This is a genomic window from Marinoscillum sp. (assembly GCF_965229915.1).
GTDB lineage: Bacteria > Bacteroidota > Bacteroidia > Cytophagales > Cyclobacteriaceae > Marinoscillum.
The window spans coordinates 2,960,155-2,985,580 of record NZ_CBDDJZ010000001.1 but is presented as its reverse complement, the minus strand read 5'-3'; the positions used below and the strand labels follow the sequence as shown (position 1 = coordinate 2,985,580).

The window sequence follows — 25,426 nt, the reverse complement described above, 5'->3', positions numbered from 1 at the left end:
GCAATTTGTAAAATCCGTTATAGGTGTTGATCGATTAGTTCATTCAACTTCGTTAATCCACAACTGCCTGCGGCAATTGATAAGGAGCATCCAATGAAACCATTTTACCTCCTCCATCACAGGGAACTGGAGGTTTGAACAAATCAGGGTTGAGGATTACGTCATAGCTAATTTCACTCACCGCAATGGTCATGAAAGGCTCGCCACCTCCTTTCAATTCTACCTTTCTCGGCTCCTTAAACCCTCCAGAACTCTGGTATTCCTCAAATGTAAACGTCCAGGGAGTCATGGTAGATTTGGTTACATAGCTTCTCCTTTTGATCAGGAAAGTCTCTTTGTCAAAAAACAAACTCTGTACACCTCCATCCTGTCGATCATCCTTAAAATCCACACGATACATCCCATCTTCCTCTTTCACTTTTTTTATGGGTTCCAGATTCAATGCTTCCATCAGATATGTTCTCGGAAATTCTTTCGCAAACGTAATCGGTTCTGGTTCGAAGAAAACAACGGAGTTGGTATTGCTGGTATAATACCATGCACATGTTCTTATCTTGAAGAGTATCGATTCAGAATGATACAGATTCTTTGTGGAAAACGTATGCTCCAAAAATTGATCGGGAGATTGGTAATAGATAGTTTGAGCTTTGATGCTTTGGTTTACCCCAAAGGATCCATCAGTTTCGTATTTGGTAATCAAACACTTTTCAACTCTGGAGTCCAAATTGAGCCACCTTTCCTTTCCACCTGTAGCTTCTAAAAACCGCCCAATCACGTCTTCGGCGGTCAGCTTCTGTTGAGTCCATCCGGAAATAGAGAGACCAATAACAAGCCAACAAAGCATCACAAATCTTTTCATACATATAAACCTAACGGATTTAGAGAACTTACCGGGACTTCCCAACAATTCATCCCTCCTGCTGTTGCTATTATTTAAGCCACTTTTTTATGCTAAACGACTGGATCAACAAACTGATAGAGCTTCCTTTTCCCGCTATTAATCTGATAATAGGCCTAGTGGTAGGCTTGGCCATCAACTGGCTGGTACACATCAGTCTGAGCATAACAGTCAGAAGATCCCGGTCCAACGATCTGCTGATGCTGAGAAAGCAATGCAAGTCAGCTTTCAATTTCATGGTCCCAGTCCTCACCATTTTCATAGGATTGATGTATGCAGATGAGTCCATATACCGAGAGGCTTTGATCATGACCATTCGAATCCTATTGATCATTGCAGTGATCAACTTGCTGGTCAGACTGGTCTACACTCTGGAGGACATCTTTCTGGACCGATACAACATAGACAAGGAGGACAACCGTAAGGAACGTAAAATCATCACGCAACTCAACTTTCTGAAGCGGGTAGTGATCGTTTCCCTGGTGCTCATAGGCCTTGCTATTATCTTGCTGAGTTTTGATGAAGGCAGACGCTATGGGCAAACCTTGCTTACCTCAGCTGGGGTGGCCAGTATTATCATTGGTTTGGCTGCTCAAAAATCCATCGCCAATTTCTTTGCCGGAATCCAGATAGCGTTCACCCAGCCTATCAAAATAGATGATGCTGTAGTAGTGGAAGGTGAGTGGGGCTGGATAGAAGAAATCAATCTGACCTATGTGGTGGTGCGAATTTGGGATTGGAGGCGGTTGATACTTCCGATCACCTATTTCGTAGAAAAACCGTTCCAAAACTGGACAAGAAACAAAGGAGAAATCATCGGCTCGGTCATCCTTCATCTAGACTATCGTACACCCATAGCACCACTCAGAGCTAAACTCACCGAAATACTTCATTCTGAACCACGCTGGGATGGAGCAGTGGACTCACTACAGGTGGTAGATACCAAAGAGTACACCATGATGGTCCGTGCGCTGATGTCCGCCAAAAACTCCCCTACAGCCTGGGACCTTCGCTGCAGTGTGAGAGAAAAGCTACTGGAGTATCTTCAATCAGAATTTCCTGAAAGTTTGCCTGTGCAGCGCGTCATGCTGGAGGATCAGAAATAATCTGGTTTTGATTAGCTTTATCTCATGGCGGATCAACCTAACCAATGTATCAACTGTGAAGTAGAAGCAACCGGCAATTTTTGCTGGAATTGCGGACAAAAACTCCACCTCCAAAAAATCACCTGGAAGTATGCTCTTTCAGATTTTGCGGATCGCTGGTTGGGAATGGACACCAAATATGGCAGGACAATCGTAGACTTGTTTAGACGCCCTGAGCAAGTAATTGAAACCTACCTTCAGGGTAATTCCATTCGATACATTGGGCCTCTGGGCTACTACCTGGTGATGACAGCACTGATGCTCTTACTCTTTGAATTCCTTGGAATTACCGTTAACGAATTCATGGAAGAAAGTAGCAAATCAATGGGATTCGTACCCGAAAAACCCTCTGAAAAACAAGTGGCATTTCAAGCCCAATACATGCAGTGGGTCGCTGATCACTTCAGAATGTTTGCTGGTGTGCTGATCCCCTTTCTAGCGCTCACCGGCAAGATCTACTATCGCAAAAGGCATACATACCTACACCACCTCATTCGGTTTACCTACATTCAGGCCAATGGTGTATGGTTCACGATGGCAATGGTTACCATATATTATTTTACTGGCCAATTGTTCACCGGCTGGGGTATGGCTATTTCTACCACTTACATCGGTTGGGCAATCATGAGAACTTATCCACAGAAAAACAATGTCTGGGGGTTTCTAAAGGGCTTATTAGTCTGGATCAGCAGTTATTTAATCTTTATGATAGTTATGGCTATTGTAGGGGTTATCATTGGTTTGGTACTGGTGAAAATGGGATACTTTAATTGATCCTTGCGGCATGTGAGATCCTGGTTAACTATCGGTACCTACATCTTTTTAGGATTTTTAAACCTTTCCAGATGTTTTTCGTTACTTTTACCTAAATCAATCACTTTTCTGAAGCGGTTATTCACCATATCACTAACTCTACTGGGCCTGTTCATGCTGAGCAGTGATGTCTTGGCGTCTACCAATGGCTCCAACACCAACTCGGATAAAGTCACGAATTCTACAGAATCCACTAACAGTACGACCTCTACCAATAACAATACGGAAGACAAAAAAGAAGCTACAGAGCCTGCCGTAGAGGAGTCGTCCCAGTTGGAAGCTCCAATAGAGACAGAGGTACAGCAAGCCAATGATGGCGCCATGTTTATTGGTCAAAAACCAGACAGCACCAGCATCAATTCCGTGAGCAAGTTTAACTTCATCTTTTACTTCATCTACAAACTAAAGTACGATGAAGACCCCAATTCTATTGGGCACCTCAACTACGAATTTTAAAACCTATTGGTGAAACTGAGCCAGCTCCTGTAGCGTGATTTGGCCCTCATAGAAGGCTTTCCCGAAGATAACTCCATAGACTCCGATATCCTGTAATTTTTTGATATCGTCCATATGTCGAACGCCCCCACTAGCGAAAATGCACAACTCTGGGAATCGCTGAGTGAGACGCTCGTAAAGCTTAAAAGCAGGACCTTCCAGCACGCCATCTTTCGAAATGTCGGTGGTCTTTAGATACTTCAAGCCTCTGTCATAGAAAAACTCAATGTGATCTTCCAACTCGATTTTGGTGTCTTTTTGCCAGCCGCCCACTTTGATCATTCCATCCAAAGCATCCGCACTAAGTGAGATCTTCTCACGACCATAAGACATGATCCAATTGGCAAAGAGCTCTTTGTTGTATACGGCAATAGTTGCTGCGGCTACACTCTCGGCACCGTACTCAAACGCCTTGAGAATATCTCCATCGGTGTGTAGACCTCCGGCAAAATTGACGCGAAGATCTGTGTGACCTGCGATCATTTCCAGTGTCGGATAGTTAACTGGAGTCCCTTTTTTAGCCCCCTCCAGATCAATTAAGTGAATTCTGGATATGCCATGATCGGCAAACTGCTCTGCCACATCAAGCGGACTCTTGTCGTAATGCTTCTCCTTGGTGTAGTCACCCTGAGAGAGACGAATGGTCCTGCCCTTGATTACAGAAATAGAGGGTACTAATAGCATAAAAGAAATAGTTTAGGTCAATTATTGTCTATGCTTCTACTAAATATAGGGGATGAAGCCGAGCAAAGATATAAGAAGGGTGGATTAATTTAAATGCACCAACTTAAATCCTTCACCATGGACAGTAAGGAGTTGAAGAGACTCTTCTTCCTTGAGGTATTTGCGGAGTTTGGCAATGTACACGTCCATGCTTCGCGCATTAAAATAGGAATCATCCCTCCAGATTTTCTTCAATGCAATGCTGCGGGTGACTGTCTGATTTAGGTTCTCCACAAAGAGCTTTAACAGCTCGTTCTCCTTGGTTGTTAATTTGACCTTGCCTGAAGGTAGCTCCAGCATGTTGGAGGCATACTGGTATTTCAATTGGCCAATGACGACCTCCTCTGGTAAGGACTTATCCGACTCAGACTTCATCGTGCGTTTCAGCACCGCCTTGATCCGCATAAGTAACACTTCCATGCTGAAAGGCTTGGTGATGTAATCATCCGCTCCAATTTTAAATCCTTTGAGCACATCTTCCTTCAGTGACTTGGCAGTAAGGAAAATGATGGGAATATCGGGCTCAATTTCCTTGATCTCGGTAGCCAACTGAAACCCGTCTTTTTTTGGCATCATCAAGTCCAAAATACACAGATCAAACTTTCCCGGTTTGAAAGTCTCGGACCCCTGCTCTCCGTCGCGGCACAGTACTGTCTCGAACCCTTTGAGACCCAGGTATTCATTCAATATCTGTCCCAGGTTTTCGTCATCTTCTGCTACCAGTATTCTAGGCTTATCCATTTTTTAAAGGTAAGGTGATTGTAAATTTACTTCCATTTCCGGGTTCACTGCTTACCTGGATGGTTCCGTGATGCAGTTCCACCATATTCTTCACATACGCCAGGCCCAGACCAAATCCCTTCACATTATGAACATTGCCAGTAGGTACCCGGTAGAACTTCTGAAAAATATGACTGATTGCTTCTCTGGTCATCCCTATACCTCGATCCTGCACGCTGACATTGATGGTTTTGCCGCGATTATATACTCGAATGGTGATATCAGGTGACTCTTCCGAATACTTGTTCGCATTGTCCAGCAAGTTGGTAAGGATATTTACTAAATGAGTGCGATCCCCCTGAATTGTGGTATCTTCTGCATTGTCGATTACTTTGATCGTGCCGTTCTTGGATTCTACCTGTAGGCTTGTTTTATCCACAGCACGGTCCACCAGTTCTTTCAGGTTCAATTCTTCTTCCTTCAGCTCAATATCCTTTCGATCAATGGCTGCCATCTGGAGCACTCGTTCTACCTGCTCTCCCAACCGTGAGTTTTCTTCGCCTATCATCTTCAGGTAGCGCTCTCGCATGCCTTCCATCTGCTTTATTTCTTTGTCACTGAGTGCCTCACACGCTAGAGAAATAGTAGCTATAGGAGTCTTCAACTCGTGGGTCATGTTGTTGATAAAGTCATTTTTCATCTCTGACAGTTTCTTCTGACGTAAGATGGTATGGATCGAGTAACCGAAAGAGCCCACTATGACCAGCACTAATAAACCCGAACTAGCCATGGTGAGCCAAATCTTTCGGAGAAGAAACTGCTGCTTGTTTGGGAAATCCACGACCAACCAGTTTTGATCTCCCACCAGATCATTGGGGAAGAGACTGGCTTTTAGCTCGCTTTTCTCCAGGTCCGTTTTGGATTGCTGGTTGTTGATCAACTCAAACCGCTGACGCATTGGAGAGATCACTCCATAGTCAAAGGCGATATCTATACCGCGCTCGTTAAACTCATTTGACAATAAGGAATCCAACTGCGCAGGATTGAAACGAGCCGTAATGGATCGCTCAGGAGACAGGACGTTTTCAATAACCTGAACCACCATCTCTGATTTCTTAGTTGCCTTTTCCATTCGCTCTTCTAGTAACTCCAACTCCTTTTCTGGCTTCTGATTATTATTTTTCGGTCTCACCTCATGCACTTGAGACTCAGTAACTAGCTCCATGTATCCGCCAGAGGTAGTTGCCTGGAAATCAAAGATGATGTTGAACCCCATTTGGTCACTTCGGACGGTGTCTGAAAAGGCGAGCGTCTGGGGGTTGTTTGGATCAATTTGTCGCAGACGTAGTGGTCGGGATTGACCAAATGGCTTGTTGTATACCCAGGTCTGGTTGAATGCATAAAGCGCTTCTTGACGCTCCAACTTATCAGAAACGGTATGAAGTGCCTCTATTACATCCTTCTTAAAACGCTCTTCATTGGCCCTGATGACAGAATCTATCCAATACCACTGGAAGCCAATCAGGCCCAAAAGCGCCGCACTCATCATGCCTACAACCCAGAATATAGTTGATCTATTCATGTCGGATTATCATTCAACTGGTGTCAAATTTACGCCAAAAGTAGCCCTACAGTTCCCTATTAACCTTTTTTAACATTGATTAACCGCGTTTTAACAGATGCAATTACCCCGTCCTCGTTGGTATCCTCATCTAGCATTTAAATGATCAATCTGATGAAAAAGAATTTTACACTACTGATGGGGTTACTGCTGATGCTCACCACAGCTGCATGGGCCCAAGACCAAGTGAAAGTGGAGATCTCCCGCGAAGTGGATGGAGAGAAGCAAACTTTCAAAAAGACCTATGACTCCAAAGAAGCCATGCGTGATGATGAGGAGCTTTCAAAGTTTATGGGTGAGGACCAGAAGATCAACTTTTGGTTTGGGGGTGATGACCATGCGTTCAGCATAGATAACCTCAAGAAAACACAGCAACTATTTTTCCAAATGAATGATGATGAGGAAAGCAACCACGCATTTTCGTTTATCAGCTCTGGAGATTCGGCGTTTACTCGGCAGTTTGAAGTGCAGATGAGACAACTCGACGAGCACATGAAAAAATTGGATATAGACATCTCGGAACACCTGAAGGACATGCAGGAAAACATGGCCATCAAAATCGCAACAGGACCCAACTTTAACTTTGCTTTCGGAGATTCTATAGAGGACGCTTATGTGATCAGTCTATCTGACATGATGGATGATGACAAGCACGAGAACAGAGTGGAAGTAATTATCAAAAAGACAGTGAAAATCAGTGATGATACCGAAGAGTTTGGCCAAAAAGGAAAAGTCAGTGCATCGAACAAGCTGGAGCTGGAAGACCTTTCTTACTTCCCAAACCCAGCTCCCAATGGCAAATTCAATCTTCGTTTCAACACTGCGAATGAAGGAGAATTATCTATCAAAATCTACAACCTGGATGGTAAGGAAGTTTTCAACCGGTATTTCGAGTCGTACGGTGGGCTGTATTCTGAGACGATAGACCTGTCCAGGCAATCTGAAGGAGTCTATTTGCTCGAAATCCAGATGGATGGAAAGCGACTAACCCGCAAAATCGCCATCAATTAAGGAAAAGCCTACACCATGATGGTTGCGTAATTCCAGTGCGGGATCGTCTTTTAAATACTTGCGTAGCCTGGAGATGAATACATCCAGGCTTCTTCCTTTGAAGTAGTCATTTTCGCCCCATATTTCAATCAGGATATCTTCCCTCCGAACGAGTTTATTCTTCTTTTGGAGAAGCAGTTTAAGCAGGTCTGCTTCCATTTGAGTGAGGCTAGTGACTTTATCACCAGACATGATCTGGAGATTTATCGGATGAAATACCAACTGACCAATGGAAATACTACCGGATGGTGCGGTGGACCCAACAACAGGCTGACTCCTCCTGATAAATACTTGAATCCGATGGGTCAACTCCGCAATGGAAAAAGGCTTGGTGATGTAATCATCCCCACCTATTTCAAATCCTTTCAGTCGATCCTCCTCCATGGATCGGGCAGTTAAAAAAAGTATCGGTACAAACTCATCTCGATCACGTATCTCTCTAGCCAGTGTAAACCCATCCATTCTTGGCATCATCACATCTACCAGGCACAAGCTAATCTCGAAGAGTTGAAATTTCTGCAGCCCTTCTTCACCGTTAGCCGCTGTGATCACTTCAAAACCCTCATGAGCCAGGTGGTCAGCAATGACAAATGAAAGATTCTGATCATCCTCCACTAGCAACACTTTGACATTATGCTTCATCGATTGGTATCTTTAGTGTGAATGTTGTTTCATTATTTTGACTGACGAGGGTCACTTTTCCTTTCATCGACCTGGCTCCCTGCTTTACAAAGTACAAGCCAAGACCGAATCCCTTTACGTCATGAAGGTCGCCTTGATGTATGCGATAGAATTTATGGAAGATTTTCTTTCGTTCCTGAGGAGGTATAGTAGGGCCATGATTGGTTATGGCTATCAGCACCGATCTTCCCTCCCGTCTCACGGTGAAACCGACAGCAGCCGTTCCATACTTAAAAGCATTGTCGAGCAAGTTGTAAACCATGGTCTCAAAAACTACCCGGTCACCTCTGACAGCCGTTTTAGGAGGTAAGTCGATTTGTACATGGAGCTTCCCAGGATGAAGCCGTTCGAACTTCTGACCCATTGTCTCCAAACAATTGATCACTTCTATCTGCTCATTAGCCATGACCTGGTGATCAAGCATGGAAGTCTTCAGTAGCTGATGCACATGCTGTTCTAACCGCACCAGTTCCGATTTGATGATCTCCGTATACTTCTGCTGACGAGGCTCTTTCACTTCGTTACCCAGCACCTCAGCTGACACTTGTAGAGTTGCCAATGGTGTTTTAAACTCGTGGGTCATATTGTTGACAAAGTCTCGCTGAATTTCACTGAGGCGTTTCTGCTTCAAGATCACAAAAAGTGCATAGGAAAAAACTATGAGAATGATGAGAATTAGGACTGATGTGACTTTCCAGATTCCCAGCATATTCACCAATCCAGCCGTTTTTCCCGGAAAAAAGATCCCAAAGTAATATTCATCGTTCACCAGTTTCGGGAGCTTCCCGGCTGGCTGTACTTTGCCCTGTTTGCTGTTGAGCTCCACAAAATCCCCATACACCATTCGGTCCGACTGGCAATCATACACGCCATATTCATAGTCCAGATCAATGCTCCGTTTCTGGAGTTCGGCCTTCAACAGATAGTCTAAGGAGCTCAGGTCTATCTTATAGTTGGTGCGAGCAATGAAGTAATTCTTAGAAAGTTGATCAATGGGGTCGTTGCTTGGAATGTCATTTCCGTTGATTTCACATAGAGATTCCACCACGTTACGCAGGGCCATCTGGACTGACCTATCAAACATCTCCTCCTGTCGGTCCATCACCTGGGTGATCCAGAATATCTGGACTACCACTATAGCAGCCATGGACAAGGCGCCAACTATCACCAGTATTCTGATGGGTAAGTTTTTCATCAGTCTAAAATAAGCAGATATTTCAGCCTTTCAGGAATCTTTAACATCTCATTAACATTCATTTGGAAGCTATTAACAGTGATTTGGTGTGTAGATGATCAGCTTTGGACTCAACTAAATTTCTAATAAAATGAAAAAAGTCTCTCTAATTATTATGCTGGGTATAGCGGTAGCCGCTTTAGCAGCGATTAGCCCATCAATCACTTGGAAAACTACCTTGCTGGATCTTGGTGAAGTCAAAGCCGGAATCAGCCAAGACATAGCTTTTGAGTTCACCAACAATGGGGATCAACCGCTCACCATACTCGAAGCAAAAGGGTCATGTGGATGCACCAATGTAAAATTCCCAAAAGAAGCTATCTCACCGGGAGAAACAGCCTCCATCACTGCCACTTTCTTATCGAAGAAAGAAGGAGTGTTTAAAAAGAACATCAAGATCAAAACTTCGAGCTCTGAAGAATATACGTACCTATTCTTTAAAGGAGAGGTTGTTCTTTAAGATGAAAGTAGACGAATGATTAAAGTCCGGCAGAGCCGGACTTTTTTATTGGCAATAGTTAATATAATTTTGACCTGCAGCAGGGATATTAGCTCAGTTGGTTTAGAGCGCTGCCTTGACAGGGCAGAGGTCACTGGTTCGAATCCAGTATATCCCACATATTCCCACCTTTGAGTTTTATGTCGATACCCGTTGGTTCTGCCAAAGGCATCCCCATGGGAGAATCCAATACACTCCACTTTTTTTAAATCCTGTACTTTTTTCTGAATCATATTCCCTGGTTCTGCCGTAGGCATCCCTAAGGGAGAATCCAGTATATCCCACATATCTCCCCCCTTTGAGCTTTATGTCGATACCCATTGGTTCTGACAAAGGCATCCCCATGGGAGAGTTTCCAATGCTCTCCTCTACAATTCCTATTTTAGTTAGTGATTCAGGACAAGGGTTGTTGGGTGTACGCCACTCCGATCAAATCCAATACACTCCACTTTTTTACCTTATACTTTTTAGTTCTTAAAGAACCATTCCGGTTCTGCCTCTGGCATTCCTAAGGGAGAATCTAACTCGCCTTTTTGATATTTATCCGTTTACTGTAAGAACACCTTTTTGTTTCGTTAGATTGGAGGGTGTCCTTTGCTCTTTAAAAACTTACTTCTATGCATCGCGTTTTAATAGCCCTTATTCTCGCTTTTATTGGTGCTTGTTCCAATCCTCCAAGAGAAAAAATCATTCAGGAGGTGCTTTCAGTAGAAAAAGCTTTTAATGACTATGCTCATGAACATGGGGTAAAAGCGGCTTTCCTTCATTTTGCAGCCGATGATGCTGTGATTGTTCGCAACAATAAGGTTTACCAAGGACATGAAGCCATAGCATCTTATTTTGATTCATCCTCGTTGGTCGGTGTTCAACTCATCTGGGAACCAACTTTCGTGGAATGTTCCTCAAGTGGGGACCTGGCCTACACTTATGGTTCGTATGAATTCCAGGCATTGGAGATTTCAGGAGACACCATCAACGCAACGGGCATCTTCCACACAGTCTGGAAAAAACAGAAAAATGGGGAATGGAAATTCGTGTATGACTAATTTCGCTTTTAGAAAAACAACCCAACGCTATGCTATACAACCTACTTACACCAGCTATCAAGTCTTCATCGGTTAACTGGGCTTCTCTCATTCTCCGTGTCGGGATGGGAGTTCTAATGATTCCACATGGATATGGAAAACTGGAACGTTTTGAGGGGTTGAGCACGCGATTTATGGACTTTATGGGACTAGGGAGTTCTACTTCTCTGATACTCGCTATTTTCGCAGAACTAGTCTGCTCCATTCTACTGGTGCTTGGGTTTTGTACTCGAGCGATCATCATTCCACTGATCATCACCATGATCACAGCAGCTTTTGTAGCACATGCAGACGATCCTTTGAGTGACAAAGAACACTCTCTAATGTACCTTACGGCCTATCTTGCCATCTTCATTCTGGGCACCGGCAAATACTCTATAGATGCCTTGCTCTTCAAAAAACGTGCTTATTAAGATTCGAAGTGATATAGGAGAATCATAGTGGCAGTAAAAGCCGGTTTTTTCTGACCTTCAATCTCCATTTTAGCTCCAACCTCTGCCTTGCAAATACCTCGTAGATTGGTCAGGTTTTCCAGATGTGCAGAAAGTAACAGCTTGCTACCAACGGGAACAGGTTGATTGAACTTGAGATTATTCATCCCGTAGTTAACCATCATTTTCAGATTTTTAGCTTTAAGAATCTGCTCCCACATGTGTGGCACAAGTGACAAAGTAAGGTAGCCATGTGCGATTGGCTGTCCGAATGGGCCTTCCTTTGCTTTTTCTAAATCCACATGAATCCACTGATGATCTAGAGTTGCATCAGCAAACTTGTTGATTTGTTCCTGGGTGATTTCTAGTGGTTCTGAAGTTCCTAAATCCTTACCGATGTACTGCTGGAACTCCTCGAAGCTACCTATCTCAATTGGCATGACTAAAAATATTTCGAATTAGAAGGTGAAGATAACAGGTTTCATTTGAATAAGAAACTGAAAAATAGTCAGCAAGTCGTCAGGCCTCGTTTCAACTGAAAAAAGTCATGCACATGAACCTCCAATTTCGTTGGGAAATTGGCCGAGGAAGGTTACTTTTATTAACAACAACAAGTCTAAGAAAGATGAACATCAAAAATATTCTCGTACCAATTGATTTTTCAACTTGCTCAAAGAACGCCTTGAAATCTGCGATCAAGCTGGCTAAATCATTTGACGCCAAGATTCATATGGTTAATGCGGTGCACGTTCATCACCCGCACCCAGACTTTGTGGGCGGCAGTCTTATAGACTCAATCATGATGGACTATGAAAGTCAGGTAAAGGAGAGTTTTGAGGAATTAGAATCGGAAATCATTGAACTCAAAGAAGTGCCCCACGAGGCGGATCGATTTATCTCTTATCTGACTGATGCGATCTACTCTGAGTCTGAACAAAAAAACATTGACTTGATCGTGATGGGAACACGCGCCGAACACGATTCCATTGAGCACCTCATCGGTACAAGGGCCACTGACATCATTGAAACCAGCAAAGTGCCAGTGATTGTGATCCCGGAAAATGTGCATGATTTCAACCCTAAAAAAATCGGCTTTGCTTCAGATCTTTCTGAGATCAAAAACACCAAAAGACTAGATCTTATCGGTATGATAGCTGCGATGTTTGACGCCAAAATCTATGTGTTCTCCATAGTAGATGACCCAGACAAGTTAAGCGCTCAGGACCAGAAACTATTGAAAGATATAGCTGCCAGATTTAAAGAGCATGAGTGCTCAGCACGTACCGTTCAGGCTGACTCCATTACAAGAGGAATTGTCGATTTTTCTAAATCACATGATCTGGACATGCTCGCGATGATCCCAAGAGAGTACTCATTTTTCCAAAAATTGTTTAGAAAATCAGTGACCAAAAACATTGCCATTGATATTGACATCCCACTACTAAGTTTTCATGAATAAGCCTTAATGAGCATTGTATTTAGCGCTTACCAGGAAGAGCACTTCCAGCAACTTCATGATGCTTTTATCGATGCCTTTTCCGATTACCTAGTCACGTTCAAACCAGATCAGGCCGCATTCAAGCGAAGGATTTACTCCAAACTGAATCTCCACCAATCGCTCAGTGGGCTAGCCTTGGAGGACCATCAGGTGGTCTCCTTTATTCTTCACACCTTCAACACGTATGAAGGGAAGCAAACCATCTATAACGGAGGAACCGGGACTCGAATGAGCCATCAGGGGATGAACCTGGCATTTCAACTGTATGAATACCTGTTTCCTAACCTTAAGAAAACGGGTGCCGAACGGATATTGCTGGAAGTAATAGACAAAAATAAGAGAGCCCAGCGGCTCTATGAAAACCTGGGATTTGCCTTTACCAGAGTGATGAAATGCTTTAAACTCACCAAGGAGCTTGATGGCAAGCCTGGCTGTGCTATTGAACAACATACAGGATGGTGCGAACGGTTTTCAGAAAACATGAGTTTTGAGCCATGTTTTATGGACAGCACACCCCAGTTAGTACATAATCTGGAGCATGAGCTAATTTTAGAAGCCAAAGTCGATAATCAACCAGCGGGTCACTTGATTTTTCAGCCAGACCTGGGCAGAATTTCACAGTTAGCCGTCCATCCTGAGTATAGACACATTGGTGTGGGTACATCACTGGTCATGGCATGCCAGCAACGTTCCAGAAATCCCTTCCTGACGATTCTTAATATTCCGGAAGCAGAGGTAAATACCTTGGATGCATTAGCTGCTATTGGGTTTGTCAATGAGATCGATCAGTTTGAGTTGGAATTGATAATTTAGCGTTATGCACATAAGCCAGATCGCTACCATCGTAAACGGAAGATTGCTCCAAAGCTCAGATGATCTGGAGATCCAAACGATCGTATATGACTCCAGAAAGGCAACAGGAGCACCGGATGAGCTGTTCATTGCTCTACCCGGCAGCAATCATGATGGTCATGACTATGTGGAGCCTCTGATACGGAAGGGCGTCAGAAATTTTCTGATCTCAAAGTCCATTGCACCTAGCCAAGCCAGCCTCAATATCATCCGGGTAGAGCATGTGCTCGAGAGTCTGCAGCAGCTGGCTGCCTACCATAGGCGGCAATTTCAATTGCCAGTGGTGGGGATCACAGGCAGTAACGGAAAGACTATTGTCAAAGAATGGCTGAGCACACTACTAAGTCACCAATTTCAGGTGGTGAAAAGCCCTAAAAGCTTCAATTCACAGCTCGGCGTTCCACTCTCAGTCTTAAGTATCCTTCCCCATCATGAAGTCGGTGTCTTCGAAGCAGGAGTTTCGAAGACTGGAGAAATGACTCGACTAGCACCGATAATCCAACCGCAACTAGGCATTTTCACCAACATTGGTGAAGCCCATGCAGAAGGATTTAAGAGTTTGAGCGCCAAACTAGAAGAAAAAGCGAAGCTCTTCGAGAATTGCCAGCGGGTGATCTGTAAGTATCAGCATAGTGCGGTAAAAGAAGAGCTGGAAAAGCATGCATTTGAATTGATTACTTGGGGAATCAATACGCCAGAAGCGAGCATCAATTACCATCAGGCCGGAAACCAATACACTACGAGCTTACCGGGACAAAACTTCACATTGGAGGTGAGTTGGCAAAATGAGCAAGACCAGGAAAACCTGTTTCACAGCATTACAGCAGCCATTGTACTTCAGGAGGATAATGCACACATCCAAAAAGGTATCGCTGATCTCAGACCTGTGCCAATGCGGCTGGAGCTAAAGAGAGGACGAAACAGCACACACATCCTGGATGACTCATACAACAACGACCTGCTTGGCTTGCAAGTGGCACTTGATTACCTCAAACAACAACCTCATAAACAAAGAAAAACGGTCATCATCTCGGACATTCTACAATCCGGTAAAGAACCGAAAATTCTTTATAGTAGAGTGAATGAGCTGCTGAAAAATCACGCCATTGATCGAGTAATAGGAATCGGACCAGACCTGGTAGCCCACAATGCGCTTTTCTCTAGAGCCTTTGAATACTATGAAGACGTCTTCAGTTTTTTAAAGACAGCTCCAGACTTCAACAATGAGATTATCCTGGTAAAAGGTGCCAGAAATTTCGGTCTGGAAAAAGTGGTAGCCTATCTGGAGGAAAAAAGTCACGGGACTGTACTGGAGGTAAACTTTGAGGCGATTACACACAACCTTAACTTGTATCGCTCAAGACTCAGTCCAAACACCAGGCTCATGGTCATGGTCAAAGCCTTTGCCTATGGAGTAGGTGTGGAGGAAATCTCCCACTTATTACAGTACCACCAAGTGGATTACTTGGGTGTGGCTTATCTGGATGAAGCCATCAATCTTCGCAGAAAGGGAATCCAGCTTCCTATCATGATCATGAATGTGGACTGGGACAGTCTGGGATTGCTTTCCGCGTTCAACCTGGAGCCTGAAATCTACAGCCTGTCCATGCTACAAAAGCTTCTGGACGAAGAGGAAACGCCCCCACCCGTTCACATCAAAATTGAAACCGGCATGAATCGACTTGGATTTGATACCGAAGCAATCGATTCGCTGATAGATCTACTGTCCCGAAACCCGCAAGTGAAAGTTGCTGGGATATTCACTCACTTTAGCAGCTCAGATAATGCCAACGAAGATGCATTTACCCGGCACCAGGCGGCGCTGTTTGATGTGGCCTATCGGCGTCTGGCAGATCACCTTGGTTATAGCCCCATCAAACATGCAGTAAACTCTGCTGGAATCGTGCGCTGGCCAAATTATCACTATGACATGGTTCGGTTGGGGATAGGCCTATATGGATTTGATAGCTCTGCTGAACTGGATGGATTGAAACCTATCAGTCAACTCAAAACTAAAATATCACAAATCAAACAGGTGAAGGCTGGAGAATCAATAGGCTACTCCAGGATGGGCAAAGCGAAAAGAGACTCACTCATTGCGACCATTGCTTTAGGTTATGCGGATGGCTATACCCGTCTTTTTGGTAATGGCCAAGCATACGTCATGGTCAATGGCCAGCAAGCTCCCACCATTGGGAATGTCTGTATGGATATGACCATGATCGATGTAACTGGTATCGAAGCGTCAGAAGGTGATGAGGTGATTGTATTTGGTCAGCAGCCTACCATTGAAGAGCTGGCTCAGTGGAGCCAAACCATCCCATATGAAATTCTCACCAATGTAAGCCAGCGAGTGAAACGAGTCTTCGTGAGTGAGTAGGCCATTTGGTAAGGAGGTGAAGATTAGCACCCTCAAATAAACTGAGGGTGCGGCTCCTCAGAAGTTCTCAAAGCCACATCGGAGCAACTGTGGCTTTGATACATTTACTTAATCTTGACAGAGGTCATTTGATATTTCTTGCCGTCATATCCGTGTAAGAATGCTGTTCCATCTTTTCCAACATACATACCGTATGCACCAACAAGTATTTCATCATCAATGACCAATGGCTCAGCGATGGCACCGGTTTTCTTATTGATAAGAACGAGTTTAGCAAAGGCAAAAAGCTCGTCTATTCTCACACTTTTAGTATAGGTGGTTTTGATCACACCATTACTAGACGAGGAAGTTGAGCTGACGGATGACCCTGGAGTCATACCCAAATTCATTTTCCGATAAAGAATGTAGTAATAATCCCCATGTTCTTCTACGGTAACAGGGTATTCCAGAAATCCTTCACTACTTCTCGAAGATTTCGTCTTACTCCAACCCCTTACTCCAAGTGGAATGGTAACTCCCTGTTTAGGTACCCAGTGCTCACTGACTATCAACTGGTTGAGGCTCCCTGTATTGGCATCAAGTCTGATGACAAAATTTCCGATTTCCTTGATGGATCCCAGAAATAACACCTCATCATCAGAAGCAATGATTTCATCAATCACCGGAACCTCTCGCTTTTTGATTAAGTACTTCACTTTTTCACCATCAGGAGTCACGAAATCATTCAAATCATCTGTTAGGAATTTCTTTTTAAAATCAATTTGACCATCCGTTATTTTGTAAATGTTCAATGATTCAAACTGAGTCCCTCTACCAAATCCTACAGCAGAAACATAATAAGAGTCTTTGACTTTTCGAATATCAAATTTGGGAGGAATTGTATTGCTCAGTGATGTTCCAATTGGTGGAAAATTGAAATCTCCAAAATCCAGGTCAAGCTGTGAAGTAAGTTTTCCTTTGTTATCAAACAGCAGCATCACCACACCTTTATACACAGAATCATTGAAGCGAACCCTGTTATTTTCAATGGTTCCTTTGCTATCCTTTCTAAGTAATACCGCTACTCCATCATCCGTTTTTAGGGAAGTGAGTGTATGCATGGTATAGTCAAATTCAATGAAGTTCTGTTCTTCCCACTCCATGGTTCCTGTATTGTAGGTACCCACTAGATATCTGGTAGTTAACCAATCTGGACTGGCATCGAGACCGATCTTCACTCTACCGTTCATTAGCCCACCGATAATGACTTTATCTCCTTTAGGAACGAAAGCGTAAGTAGACAAAGAAGACAAACCGAGAAAACCTTGTGAGAGGACTTTAGAGCTGTATTTTTCCACCATGGGTCCATCTGCCAATACGAAATCGAGCATCAGACTTTGATTTTCATCACCCATCAATCTCGTCTTATTGGATTCTTTTTGAAATTCGTAACCTACAAATCCGTAAATGTCAGACTGAGGTTCAAAATACCCGTCAAAAGCTACTGCGTTCCAACCCAGATCAACTCGTTTGATCCAAACCATTTCCTGGTCGAAGTTTTCGAATTCATCTTCCTCAAGAAGCGTTTCATCTATCTGTAGGTCCAGTTTTGAGATATTATCTGGAGTTAGTAGCTCAGTTTCAGGACCTGTAATTTTTCCATCTAAACTGACATTGATCAAGTCATAACTCCTGGGACTTTTCCTTTTTTCACGATAGGTGTAGATGGTTTGCAACTTTTCACCAGAGACATCCCAATAAGACCCGCTGTACTGACCAAATTTCCGTGCTTTTTTACTGATTGGAAGTGCTTCGGTATTAATATCGAGTTTCTGTGCGGATGCATATCCTACTGATAAGACCAAAACGACTAAAATGAATACTTTTTTCATGGCTTTGAGATTTATTATTTGATATCCCAAAGCTCTCTTAGTATTTTCAGGCGACCAGTCGTGGTATCTCGGTAGATCCCTCGTGGTTTTTTGGTATTTTCACCCGTCAACACAGTTCGTCACCATGCCAGGAAAGTTTCTTTCTTCTTTAACTCTATTCATATTGTTCCATTCTGCTCTCTCCCAGACCGTCACCAAAGACAGGGTAGATAGCATCCTATCACATGGACAGGAGCTACTCAACATCAGCTCGGAAAAAGCCATTGATAGGATGCAATATGCACTGAAAGCTGCCGAAAAGAATGAATGGACCCAGGAAGCCGCACAGGCTTACAAATATCTGGGCATAGGGCATTTTTACCTGGGTAGCTTCGACAAGGCACAGGAATGCTACCTCACCAGTCTGGCGCTTTTCGAAGAGGTCAACGATCTGCAGGGAATGGCTCAGGTATGTAATGAGTTGGGCGTATTTTATTCCAAACAAGAGGACTATGATGCCTCTAGCGACTATTATGCCCGAGCTCAGAAAATAGCCACTGAAAACAGTTTTCTGAAGGAACTGGCCATTAGTCTTTCCAATCAGGGTATGACACTATTCAAGCTCGGTGAGCATGATGAGGCCTTTCCGCTGATGAGTGAGGCTTTGGAGGTAAAGCAACAACTCAACGACTCCATTGGTATGGGTTATGAACTCAAGCGGTTGGCCACTTACTATTTCGTCAAAAAGAAGTTTGAACTGGGCATGGACTACCTAAACCAATCCTCTAGCATACGTGAAAAGCTCGGAGACCAAAGTGGGTTGGCAATCAATACCGTAACCTTAGCAGAGATGTACCAACAGCGTGAACTATACTCACTAGCCATTCCCCAATTCAAAAAGACGCTACAGCTAGCCAGTGAAATTGGTTATGCCGATTTGGCCAGATATGCACTGGACATGCTACATCAATGCTACTCCAGTATAGGGGATTTTACCAATGCCTATCAGTATCAGACACAGGCCAGAGAGCTCGCCGATAGCTTGTTTAATGACCGAAAGTCCAAGGCCATCTCCGAGTTACAAACCAAATATGAAACCGCCGAAAAAGAACAACAGATTGCTAACCAGCAGCTGGAACTGGAAATTCAACGTGCGAACGTTGCTGAAAAACAGAACTTCATTGTCCTGTTGGTAGCGGGATTTGGAATAGCCATCCTTATTGGTATAGTCTATTACAATCGCAACAAGGCTGCACAAAAGGCTCAACTACAGGCAGCGATTCTCAAAGAGAAAGAGCGTGGCTTTGAAAGTGTCATCATTGCTACAGAGGAAGAACGCAAACGAATTAGTAAAGACCTTCATGATGGCATTGGCCAGCAACTTAGCGCCCTTAAAATGGCACTCAACAATCTGGTAGGTAAAGTCAGCGACGACCAGCAGCGAGAGGATCTGGAGCTCATTTCTGAGCAGTTTTCCAAGTCAGCCGAAGAAGTGCGGCAAGTTTCACATCAAATGATGCCATGTACGCTCATGGATTACGGTCTGATTGGTGCCATAGAGGACCTCCTCCAAAACAGCTTTAAGTTCTCTGATATTCAGTTCGAATTTGAGCACCATCATGTAGATCAGCGGTTTGATGAGCGAATTGAAATAAGCTTGTATAGAGTACTGCAGGAGCTCATCAATAATGTGATTAAGCATTCGGAAGCCACTGAAGTCTCCGTGCAGCTACTCAAAAACAAAGACCGCCTGGTCCTATTTGTAGAAGACAATGGCAAAGGTATGGATGGAGCCAAAACGAATGGTCATGGCTTTTTAAACATCAAGAGTAGACTGGATATGGTCAAAGGATCCGTAAATTACACACCGAGTCCGGACAGTGGCACATCGGCAACAGTCAGTATTCCTATCATATGAAAAAAAACATTGTCATAGTAGATGATCACGAGTTGGTAGCTAAAGGTGTGAGCCAGTTTTTTACTAATCACCCTGATTTTGAGGTGATCAGCATCATCAATGATGCCTTGGAAGCCGCGGATAAGCTCCCGATCATCAAACCAGACATTGCACTTCTTGATCTGGATATGCCCCGACTCAACGGCCTGGAGCTTCTGGAAAAAGTGCACAAACTCCTCCCTGACACACACTTTGTCATTCTTACCATGCATGTAGATAAGAACACTGTGAAAAAGGCGATGGACCAGGGAGCTATGGGCTATGTATCCAAAAATGCCGATGAAAACGACTTCATCACTTGTGTAGAAAAAGTAGCTACGGGTCAAAAATACTTTTCTCAAGATGCCATGCAAGCTCTTTTAAACAACTCCAGCACTATAGGTAAGTCCAATGTAGCCAAACTCAGTGCACTTACTGCCAGGGAAATCGAAGTGTTAAAGCTGGTAGCTGAGGGCCTTTCCAACAAAGAAATCAGTGAAGAACTGTTCATAGCAGTACGAACTGTTGAGACACATCGCAAAACAATCATGGAAAAGCTACAAGTCAACAAAGTAGCGAGTCTCGTGCGGATCGCTGTGCAAGAAGGACTGGTTTAAATTAGAACATCCACTTTATCTGACAAGCATTGTTAATTGGATTACCTTTGCATTCATTAGAAATGACATTTTCATGAATTGTCATCTCAAAAACAGTTTATATGTCATTCAATCATCTGGGTTTAAACGAATCCATCCTCTCGGCCATTCGCAAAAAAGGGTACGAAAAGCCATCGATCATTCAAGAAAAAGCCATTCCGCAAATCCTAGCTGGAAGAGACCTACTTGCCTCTTCACAAACGGGAAGTGGCAAGACAGCCGGGTTTACACTGCCCATTTTGCAAAAGCTATCCAGCCAGCAGCCATCCAAACAAAAAGGTATACGCGCGCTGGTGCTCACACCCACTAGAGAGCTCGCTGCTCAGGTAGCTAGTAATGTAGAAACCTATGGCGCCAACCTCCAACTGAAATCTGCTGTGATTTTTGGGGGCGTCAATCAAAACCCTCAGGTACGAGCCATTCGAAATGGCGTGGACATCCTGGTGGCTACTCCCGGCAGATTGCTAGACCTCCACAATCAGCGATTGCTATCGCTATCAAAAATCCAAATCCTTGTATTGGATGAGGCCGACAGAATGCTCGACATGGGTTTCGTACGAGATATTAGAAAAATCATGGATTTGCTACCTCACCGGAGGCAGACACTGCTTTTTTCAGCAACATTCTCCAAAGAAATCAAAAAGCTCACCGAAGAGTTTCTGATCAATCCAGCAGTGGTGGAAGCCACTCCAGAGAACACCACAGTAGAGAAAATCAATCAAATAGCCTATCAGGTAGATAAAAAGCGAAAATCTGACGCCATCATAGACTTGATAGCTGGGGGCCGGTGGCAACAAGTCCTTGTGTTCACCCGAACGAAACATGCAGCAAACCGGCTAACAGAAAAAATGAATAAGTGTGATGTTTCGGCCTTGGCCATACATGGCAATAAAAGCCAATCAGCCCGGACAAAGGCGCTTGCAGCACTGCACGAAAAGAAGATTCGCGTGATGGTAGCCACTGACATTGCTGCTCGCGGACTCGATATCCCTCAGCTACCACATGTGATCAACTATGAACTTCCTAATGTTCCTGAGGATTATGTGCACCGCATAGGCAGAACCGGAAGGGCTGGAGCTGAGGGAGAAGCCATTTCATTGGTCTGTTTGGATGAAGTAGAGTATTTGAAGAACATCGAAAAGCTCACTGGCGTTTCCTTGCCACTTCAGGTGATCGAGGGTTTTGAGCCGACCGAAAAGCCTGGAGATGTGAAGAAACCTGCAAGCAAAAAACCGAATTCCAAAAACAGGAATAAAAAGCACGGCCAGGGAAAACGTCCTTTCAGAAGGAAACCAAAAAATTAAAAGATTGATGTAAGAGGTGGTATTATTTTTGTGCTAAGCAACCGAAAAAGCACTCATGAAAGCACTCCTTACCACTCTTCTCTTCGTAGCGTCAGTTTACTGCTACGGACAATTAGGCGTTTCTTACCACCAATCAAACTTGTCCTTTGCCGGGGTTAATTACCAGCTGGGCGAGCGGTTTCTGCCCGAATTTAGGATGGGCGCCAACGTCCTGCTAGATAACTTTGCCCCTGAGTTGGTAATCAACTACCAGTTTGTAAAAAAAGAAGACTATCAGGTTTATGCAGGCCTAGGTGGCCGTCTCCAGATAGATGAAGGAATAGTACTCCCGCTAGGAGTAAATATCTACCCACTCGAAAACAAGCAATTTGGTTTTCAAACAGAGCTTGCCGCGGTTTTTAGTGACAATCAAATATTTAGAGGTTCATGGGGCATACGCTATCACTTTAAGTAGCTAACCACCGCAGCCCATATTCTTTCTGAAGGCATCTCTTGGGATTTCTGTGCTCTTTTGGTCAGATCCCTCGTGACCCTTTTCAGTTTCCCGGGCTTTCTTCTTCATCTCTTCCAGGCGTTTTTTGGCTTCTGCTTCTTTTTTCTTGTCCATAATATTAGAACATCCCCAGACTTGGATCAGTTTGCTTATCTAAAAGATAATTTAATCTAAAACTTCACATCTTTGCCAGATTAAAGGCAGTCCCCTGAGTTCAAGAATATCTGAACACTGCAAAATTGACAAGACATGAAAAAAGACATAACTGACCTCAAAATAGGTGTATTGGGTGGTGGCCAACTAGGCAGAATGATGCTCCAGTCTGCAACTGACTTCAACCTGGACATCCACATGATAGATCCTGATCCTAATGCACCGTGTAGCAAAATGGCCAGTTCGTTTACGCAAGGAGCGCTGACTGATTATGATACGATCATGGCATTCGGATCAGACAAAGATGTGCTGACCATAGAGATAGAAACAGTCAATTCACAAGCATTGAAAGAGCTGGAGGCCCAAGGCAAAAAGGTTTTTCCACAGCCTGCCATCGTCGAAATGATCCAGGACAAGCGTAAGCAGAAAACTTTTTATAAAGCCAACAGAATTCCAACCGCTGACTTTATACTGACCGAAAACAAAGAGGAAGTCATGCAACACAAAAACTTTCTACCAGCGGTGAACAAATTGGGAAAAGGCGGATATGACGGACAAGGAGTTCAAATCATTAAGTCAGAGGTGGACCTGGACAAGTCCTTTGATGCTCCCTCATTACTGGAAAAACTGATTGATTTCAAAAAAGAACTTAGTGTCATTGTGGCTAGAAATGAAGCGGGAGAAGTCAAATGCTTTCCGTTAGTAGAAATGGCCTTTCACCCCACGGCCAATTTGGTGGAGTTTCTTTTTGCTCCAGCAGATGTAGCCAAAGCAATCGAAGACAAAGCCTACCAACTGGCAGAAGAGGTCATCACCAAACTGGATATGGTGGGGCTACTTGCCGTGGAGATGTTCCTCACACAAGAAGACGAGATTTTGGTCAATGAGATCGCTCCACGCACCCACAACTCAGGCCACCAAACGATTGAGGCAAACATCACCTCCCAGTTCGAGCAGCACCTAAGAGCCATTCTTAACCTACCATTAGGATCAACCGAAATGATCAAGCCAGCAGCCATGGTCAACGTACTCGGCGAAGATGGCTATACAGGTAACGCACAGTATGAAGGCCTGGAAGAGTTGTTAGCATTACCAGGAGTGCACTTGCACTTGTATGGCAAGAAACTCACCAAACCATTCCGCAAAATGGGTCACATTACCATCACCGATGAAAACACGGTATCTTTAAAAGAGAAAGCATTGAAAGTAAAAGAAATATTAAAAGTAAAAGCATGAGCAAGCCACAGGTCGGAATTATCATGGGTAGCCAATCGGATCTTCCAGTGATGTCAGAAGCTGCAGATATTTTAGAGGAATTAGGTGTCACTATTGAAGTCACCGTAGTGTCTGCCCATCGGACACCACACCGTATGGTAGAATATGCCGAAAAAGCTGCATCCAGAGATCTCAAAGTGATTATTGCTGGAGCTGGGGGTGCGGCACACTTACCTGGGATGGTTGCATCTCTGACTACACTTCCTGTGATAGGCGTACCAGTGAAATCAAGAAATTCGATTGACGGATGGGATTCAGTGCTATCCATCCTACAGATGCCAGGGGGAATACCTGTGGCTACAGTCGCTCTTGACGGAGCCAAAAATGCAGGAATACTAGCTGCTGAAATCATTGGTGCATTCGATCAAAAAATCGGTAAAAACCTACAAGACTACAAAGAATCACTCAAAGAAAAAGTGCTCGAATCTGCCAAATCCATGGAAGAAAATGGGTGGAGAGGAAATAAAATCGGTTTTAAGAAGTAGGCCTTAAGCGTCTACTTCTGCCTCTACCATTTCCGGTTTTTTCGGGAAAATCAATGAGAAGATTATTGATCCGGCTAGCACCAACATGATTACTCCAAACGATAGGAAAATAGGTATCTGGACGTGATCGGTCCCAAAAACCCAGCCTAATCCTTTCTGAATAATCTCCATCTCCAGCATCATTTTAGCCCCGATGAAAATCAAGACGATAGAGAGACCTTTCTGCAATAAATAGAACTTGTCCAAAACGTTGGCCAGCAAGAAGAACATGGCTCTAAGCCCCATCACTGCAAAGATGTTGGAAGTATAGATGACAAACTCATTCTGAGATATGGCGAAAGCTGCTGGAATAGAATCTACGGCAAAAATCAAATCGGTAGATTCAATCAAAATGATCACTAAAAACAGAGAAGTGAACAAGCGCTTTCCATTTTCTTTAATCCAAAACCTGCCCTCAGCCGGTTTATCCGTAAATGGTAATATCTTCTTAGCCCATTTGAGCAATGGGTTTTTCTCTGGTTCGAGCTCAGGATCTTCTTCCTCACCAAAGATTTTAATTCCAGAGTAGATAAGGAATGCTCCGAAAATGTAAAGAATCCAATGAAACTGAGCAATCAAGAATGCCCCTACAAAAATGAAGATAGCTCTAAATACGATAGCTCCCAGTATTCCCCAAAATAGGATATTGTGGTAGTATTCTTCCTTTATGTTGAAGTAACGAAGGATCAGAAGAATGACGAAAATATTGTCTACTGATAAGGCTTTTTCTGTAACATAAGCAGAGAAAAATTCGAAACTCGCCTGTGGGCCATCACCATAAAAATAGATGACCATACCGTATACCACCGATACTGCCACCCAGAATAATGTCTGTAAAAGTGCTTCGCGTTGAGAGACCTTGTGGTGCGCTTTGTGAAAAACACCCAAGTCAACCAAAAGAAAGGCGATGATTACTACTCCAAAGACTCCGAACAGAAGTCCTTCATTTTCACCAGAGAACAAGGTTAACAGCATACGTCACGAATAATTTTAGGGCGTTCCCAAAAGCTGGCATTTTTTGGAAGCACAAAGTAAGTAAATATATAGGAATTAGAAAACTAGCCCATCCATTCCGTTTATTTCTACCGAACAAAGTGATGAAATGGACGT

Annotated in this window: 26 protein-coding genes and 1 tRNA gene; 17 read left to right on the top strand and 10 right to left on the bottom strand. The window is 43.7% G+C overall.

Going from position 1 to position 25,426, the window contains the following annotated elements:
* Positions 1 to 52: 52 nt before the first annotated feature.
* The gene (locus ACO067_RS12880) at positions 53 to 859 is read right to left on the bottom strand and encodes a hypothetical protein (RefSeq protein WP_421874747.1); all 807 of its coding nucleotides are present in this window, start codon (positions 857 to 859) and stop codon (positions 53 to 55) included.
* An 89-nt stretch (positions 860 to 948) separates the two neighbouring features.
* Between ACO067_RS12880 and ACO067_RS12875 the strand changes: the two genes are divergently transcribed.
* From ACO067_RS12875 to ACO067_RS12865, 3 genes are read left to right on the top strand one after another with little or no spacing between them, the layout of a single operon-like run.
* Positions 949 to 2,004, top strand: a complete 1,056-nt coding sequence (locus ACO067_RS12875; protein ID WP_421874746.1) for a mechanosensitive ion channel family protein — start codon at positions 949 to 951, stop codon at positions 2,002 to 2,004.
* A 24-nt stretch (positions 2,005 to 2,028) separates the two neighbouring features.
* Complete coding sequence (locus ACO067_RS12870) at positions 2,029 to 2,817, top strand: DUF3667 domain-containing protein (RefSeq protein WP_421874745.1); 789 nt, start codon at positions 2,029 to 2,031, stop codon at positions 2,815 to 2,817.
* Between the two features lie 12 nt (positions 2,818 to 2,829).
* Positions 2,830 to 3,312: a hypothetical protein gene (locus ACO067_RS12865; RefSeq protein ID WP_421874744.1), complete on the top strand. Its 483-nt coding sequence runs from the start codon at positions 2,830 to 2,832 to the stop codon at positions 3,310 to 3,312.
* A 3-nt stretch (positions 3,313 to 3,315) separates the two neighbouring features.
* Here ACO067_RS12865 and ACO067_RS12860 read toward each other — a convergent pair whose 3' ends face one another.
* The 3 genes from ACO067_RS12860 to ACO067_RS12850 all read right to left on the bottom strand — a co-directional run bounded on the left by ACO067_RS12860 (position 3,316) and on the right by ACO067_RS12850 (position 6,376).
* Positions 3,316 to 4,035 carry a HisA/HisF-related TIM barrel protein gene (locus tag ACO067_RS12860; RefSeq protein WP_421874743.1) on the bottom strand — a complete coding sequence of 240 codons (720 nt, stop codon included), beginning with the start codon at positions 4,033 to 4,035 and terminating at the stop codon, positions 3,316 to 3,318.
* Positions 4,036 to 4,119: 84 nt separating this feature from the next.
* Positions 4,120 to 4,815, bottom strand: coding sequence for a response regulator transcription factor (locus ACO067_RS12855; RefSeq protein ID WP_421874742.1), 696 nt, complete (start codon positions 4,813 to 4,815; stop codon positions 4,120 to 4,122).
* Positions 4,808 to 6,376 carry a sensor histidine kinase gene (locus tag ACO067_RS12850; protein ID WP_421874741.1) on the bottom strand — a complete coding sequence of 523 codons (1,569 nt, stop codon included), beginning with the start codon at positions 6,374 to 6,376 and terminating at the stop codon, positions 4,808 to 4,810. The genes ACO067_RS12855 and ACO067_RS12850 overlap by 8 nt, the downstream gene beginning before the upstream one ends.
* Positions 6,377 to 6,529: 153 nt before the next feature.
* Here ACO067_RS12850 and ACO067_RS12845 point away from each other — a divergent pair, with 153 nt between their 5' ends.
* Positions 6,530 to 7,426, top strand: coding sequence for a T9SS type A sorting domain-containing protein (locus tag ACO067_RS12845; protein WP_421874740.1), 897 nt, complete (start codon positions 6,530 to 6,532; stop codon positions 7,424 to 7,426).
* On the opposite strand, the gene ACO067_RS12840 is transcribed toward ACO067_RS12845, so the two are convergent.
* Positions 7,400 to 8,107: a response regulator transcription factor gene (locus ACO067_RS12840; RefSeq protein ID WP_421874738.1), complete on the bottom strand. Its 708-nt coding sequence runs from the start codon at positions 8,105 to 8,107 to the stop codon at positions 7,400 to 7,402. The genes ACO067_RS12845 and ACO067_RS12840 overlap by 27 nt on opposite strands.
* Positions 8,097 to 9,341 (bottom strand): sensor histidine kinase, encoded by a 1,245-nt coding sequence (locus ACO067_RS12835; protein ID WP_421874737.1) that lies wholly within the window; start codon positions 9,339 to 9,341, stop codon positions 8,097 to 8,099. The genes ACO067_RS12840 and ACO067_RS12835 overlap by 11 nt, the downstream gene beginning before the upstream one ends.
* 130 nt (positions 9,342 to 9,471) lie before the next feature.
* Here ACO067_RS12835 and ACO067_RS12830 point away from each other — a divergent pair, with 130 nt between their 5' ends.
* The 4 genes from ACO067_RS12830 (at position 9,472) to ACO067_RS12815 (ending at position 11,377) form a co-directional block, all read left to right on the top strand.
* Positions 9,472 to 9,840, top strand: coding sequence for a DUF1573 domain-containing protein (locus tag ACO067_RS12830; protein WP_421874736.1), 369 nt, complete (start codon positions 9,472 to 9,474; stop codon positions 9,838 to 9,840).
* Positions 9,841 to 9,922: 82 nt separating this feature from the next.
* Positions 9,923 to 9,997, top strand: a tRNA-Val gene (locus ACO067_RS12825).
* Between the two features lie 499 nt (positions 9,998 to 10,496).
* Positions 10,497 to 10,925: a YybH family protein gene (locus ACO067_RS12820; RefSeq protein ID WP_421874735.1), complete on the top strand. Its 429-nt coding sequence runs from the start codon at positions 10,497 to 10,499 to the stop codon at positions 10,923 to 10,925.
* Positions 10,926 to 10,954: 29 nt separating this feature from the next.
* Positions 10,955 to 11,377 carry a DoxX family protein gene (locus tag ACO067_RS12815; RefSeq protein ID WP_421874734.1) on the top strand — a complete coding sequence of 141 codons (423 nt, stop codon included), beginning with the start codon at positions 10,955 to 10,957 and terminating at the stop codon, positions 11,375 to 11,377.
* Here ACO067_RS12815 and ACO067_RS12810 read toward each other — a convergent pair.
* Positions 11,374 to 11,835 (bottom strand): MaoC family dehydratase, encoded by a 462-nt coding sequence (locus ACO067_RS12810; RefSeq protein ID WP_421874733.1) that lies wholly within the window; start codon positions 11,833 to 11,835, stop codon positions 11,374 to 11,376. The two genes, ACO067_RS12815 and ACO067_RS12810, sit on opposite strands and share 4 nt — an antisense overlap.
* A 107-nt stretch (positions 11,836 to 11,942) precedes the next feature.
* Here ACO067_RS12810 and ACO067_RS12805 point away from each other — a divergent pair, with 107 nt between their 5' ends.
* From ACO067_RS12805 to ACO067_RS12795, 3 genes are read left to right on the top strand one after another with little or no spacing between them, the layout of a single operon-like run.
* On the top strand, positions 11,943 to 12,854 hold the full coding sequence (locus ACO067_RS12805; RefSeq protein WP_421874732.1) for a universal stress protein: 912 nt from the start codon (positions 11,943 to 11,945) through the stop codon (positions 12,852 to 12,854).
* A gap of 6 nt (positions 12,855 to 12,860) precedes the next feature.
* The gene (locus ACO067_RS12800) at positions 12,861 to 13,706 is read left to right on the top strand and encodes a GNAT family N-acetyltransferase (protein ID WP_421874730.1); all 846 of its coding nucleotides are present in this window, start codon (positions 12,861 to 12,863) and stop codon (positions 13,704 to 13,706) included.
* A gap of 4 nt (positions 13,707 to 13,710) precedes the next feature.
* Entirely contained in the window at positions 13,711 to 16,125 is a 2,415-nt protein-coding gene (locus ACO067_RS12795; RefSeq protein WP_421874729.1) for a bifunctional UDP-N-acetylmuramoyl-tripeptide:D-alanyl-D-alanine ligase/alanine racemase, read from the top strand.
* A gap of 104 nt (positions 16,126 to 16,229) precedes the next feature.
* On the opposite strand, the gene ACO067_RS12790 is transcribed toward ACO067_RS12795, so the two are convergent.
* The gene (locus ACO067_RS12790; protein WP_421874728.1) at positions 16,230 to 17,996 is read right to left on the bottom strand and encodes a hypothetical protein; all 1,767 of its coding nucleotides are present in this window, start codon (positions 17,994 to 17,996) and stop codon (positions 16,230 to 16,232) included.
* Positions 17,997 to 18,159: 163 nt separating this feature from the next.
* Here ACO067_RS12790 and ACO067_RS12785 point away from each other — a divergent pair, with 163 nt between their 5' ends.
* From ACO067_RS12785 to ACO067_RS12770, 4 genes are all read left to right on the top strand, one after another.
* Entirely contained in the window at positions 18,160 to 19,893 is a 1,734-nt protein-coding gene (locus tag ACO067_RS12785; protein ID WP_421874727.1) for a tetratricopeptide repeat-containing sensor histidine kinase, read from the top strand.
* A complete protein-coding gene (locus tag ACO067_RS12780; RefSeq protein WP_421874726.1) occupies positions 19,890 to 20,528 on the top strand; it encodes a response regulator in 639 nt (212 codons plus the stop codon). Before ACO067_RS12785 ends, ACO067_RS12780 begins: the two co-directional genes overlap by 4 nt.
* 101 nt (positions 20,529 to 20,629) lie before the next feature.
* Positions 20,630 to 21,871, top strand: a complete 1,242-nt coding sequence (locus ACO067_RS12775) for a DEAD/DEAH box helicase (RefSeq protein ID WP_421874724.1) — start codon at positions 20,630 to 20,632, stop codon at positions 21,869 to 21,871.
* Between the two features lie 55 nt (positions 21,872 to 21,926).
* Positions 21,927 to 22,325 (top strand): hypothetical protein, encoded by a 399-nt coding sequence (locus tag ACO067_RS12770; RefSeq protein ID WP_421874723.1) that lies wholly within the window; start codon positions 21,927 to 21,929, stop codon positions 22,323 to 22,325.
* Here ACO067_RS12770 and ACO067_RS12765 read toward each other — a convergent pair whose 3' ends face one another.
* Positions 22,326 to 22,478: a hypothetical protein gene (locus ACO067_RS12765; RefSeq protein ID WP_421874722.1), complete on the bottom strand. Its 153-nt coding sequence runs from the start codon at positions 22,476 to 22,478 to the stop codon at positions 22,326 to 22,328. It lies immediately after the preceding gene.
* Between the two features lie 135 nt (positions 22,479 to 22,613).
* Here ACO067_RS12765 and ACO067_RS12760 point away from each other — a divergent pair, with 135 nt between their 5' ends.
* On the top strand, positions 22,614 to 23,753 hold the full coding sequence (locus tag ACO067_RS12760; RefSeq protein WP_421874721.1) for a 5-(carboxyamino)imidazole ribonucleotide synthase: 1,140 nt from the start codon (positions 22,614 to 22,616) through the stop codon (positions 23,751 to 23,753).
* Positions 23,750 to 24,277: a 5-(carboxyamino)imidazole ribonucleotide mutase gene (purE, locus tag ACO067_RS12755; protein ID WP_421874720.1), complete on the top strand. Its 528-nt coding sequence runs from the start codon at positions 23,750 to 23,752 to the stop codon at positions 24,275 to 24,277. Before ACO067_RS12760 ends, purE begins: the two co-directional genes overlap by 4 nt.
* Positions 24,278 to 24,280: 3 nt before the next feature.
* Here purE and ACO067_RS12750 read toward each other — a convergent pair whose 3' ends face one another.
* Positions 24,281 to 25,291 carry a TerC/Alx family metal homeostasis membrane protein gene (locus tag ACO067_RS12750; protein WP_421874719.1) on the bottom strand — a complete coding sequence of 337 codons (1,011 nt, stop codon included), beginning with the start codon at positions 25,289 to 25,291 and terminating at the stop codon, positions 24,281 to 24,283.
* Between the last annotated feature and the right edge of the window lie 135 nt (positions 25,292 to 25,426).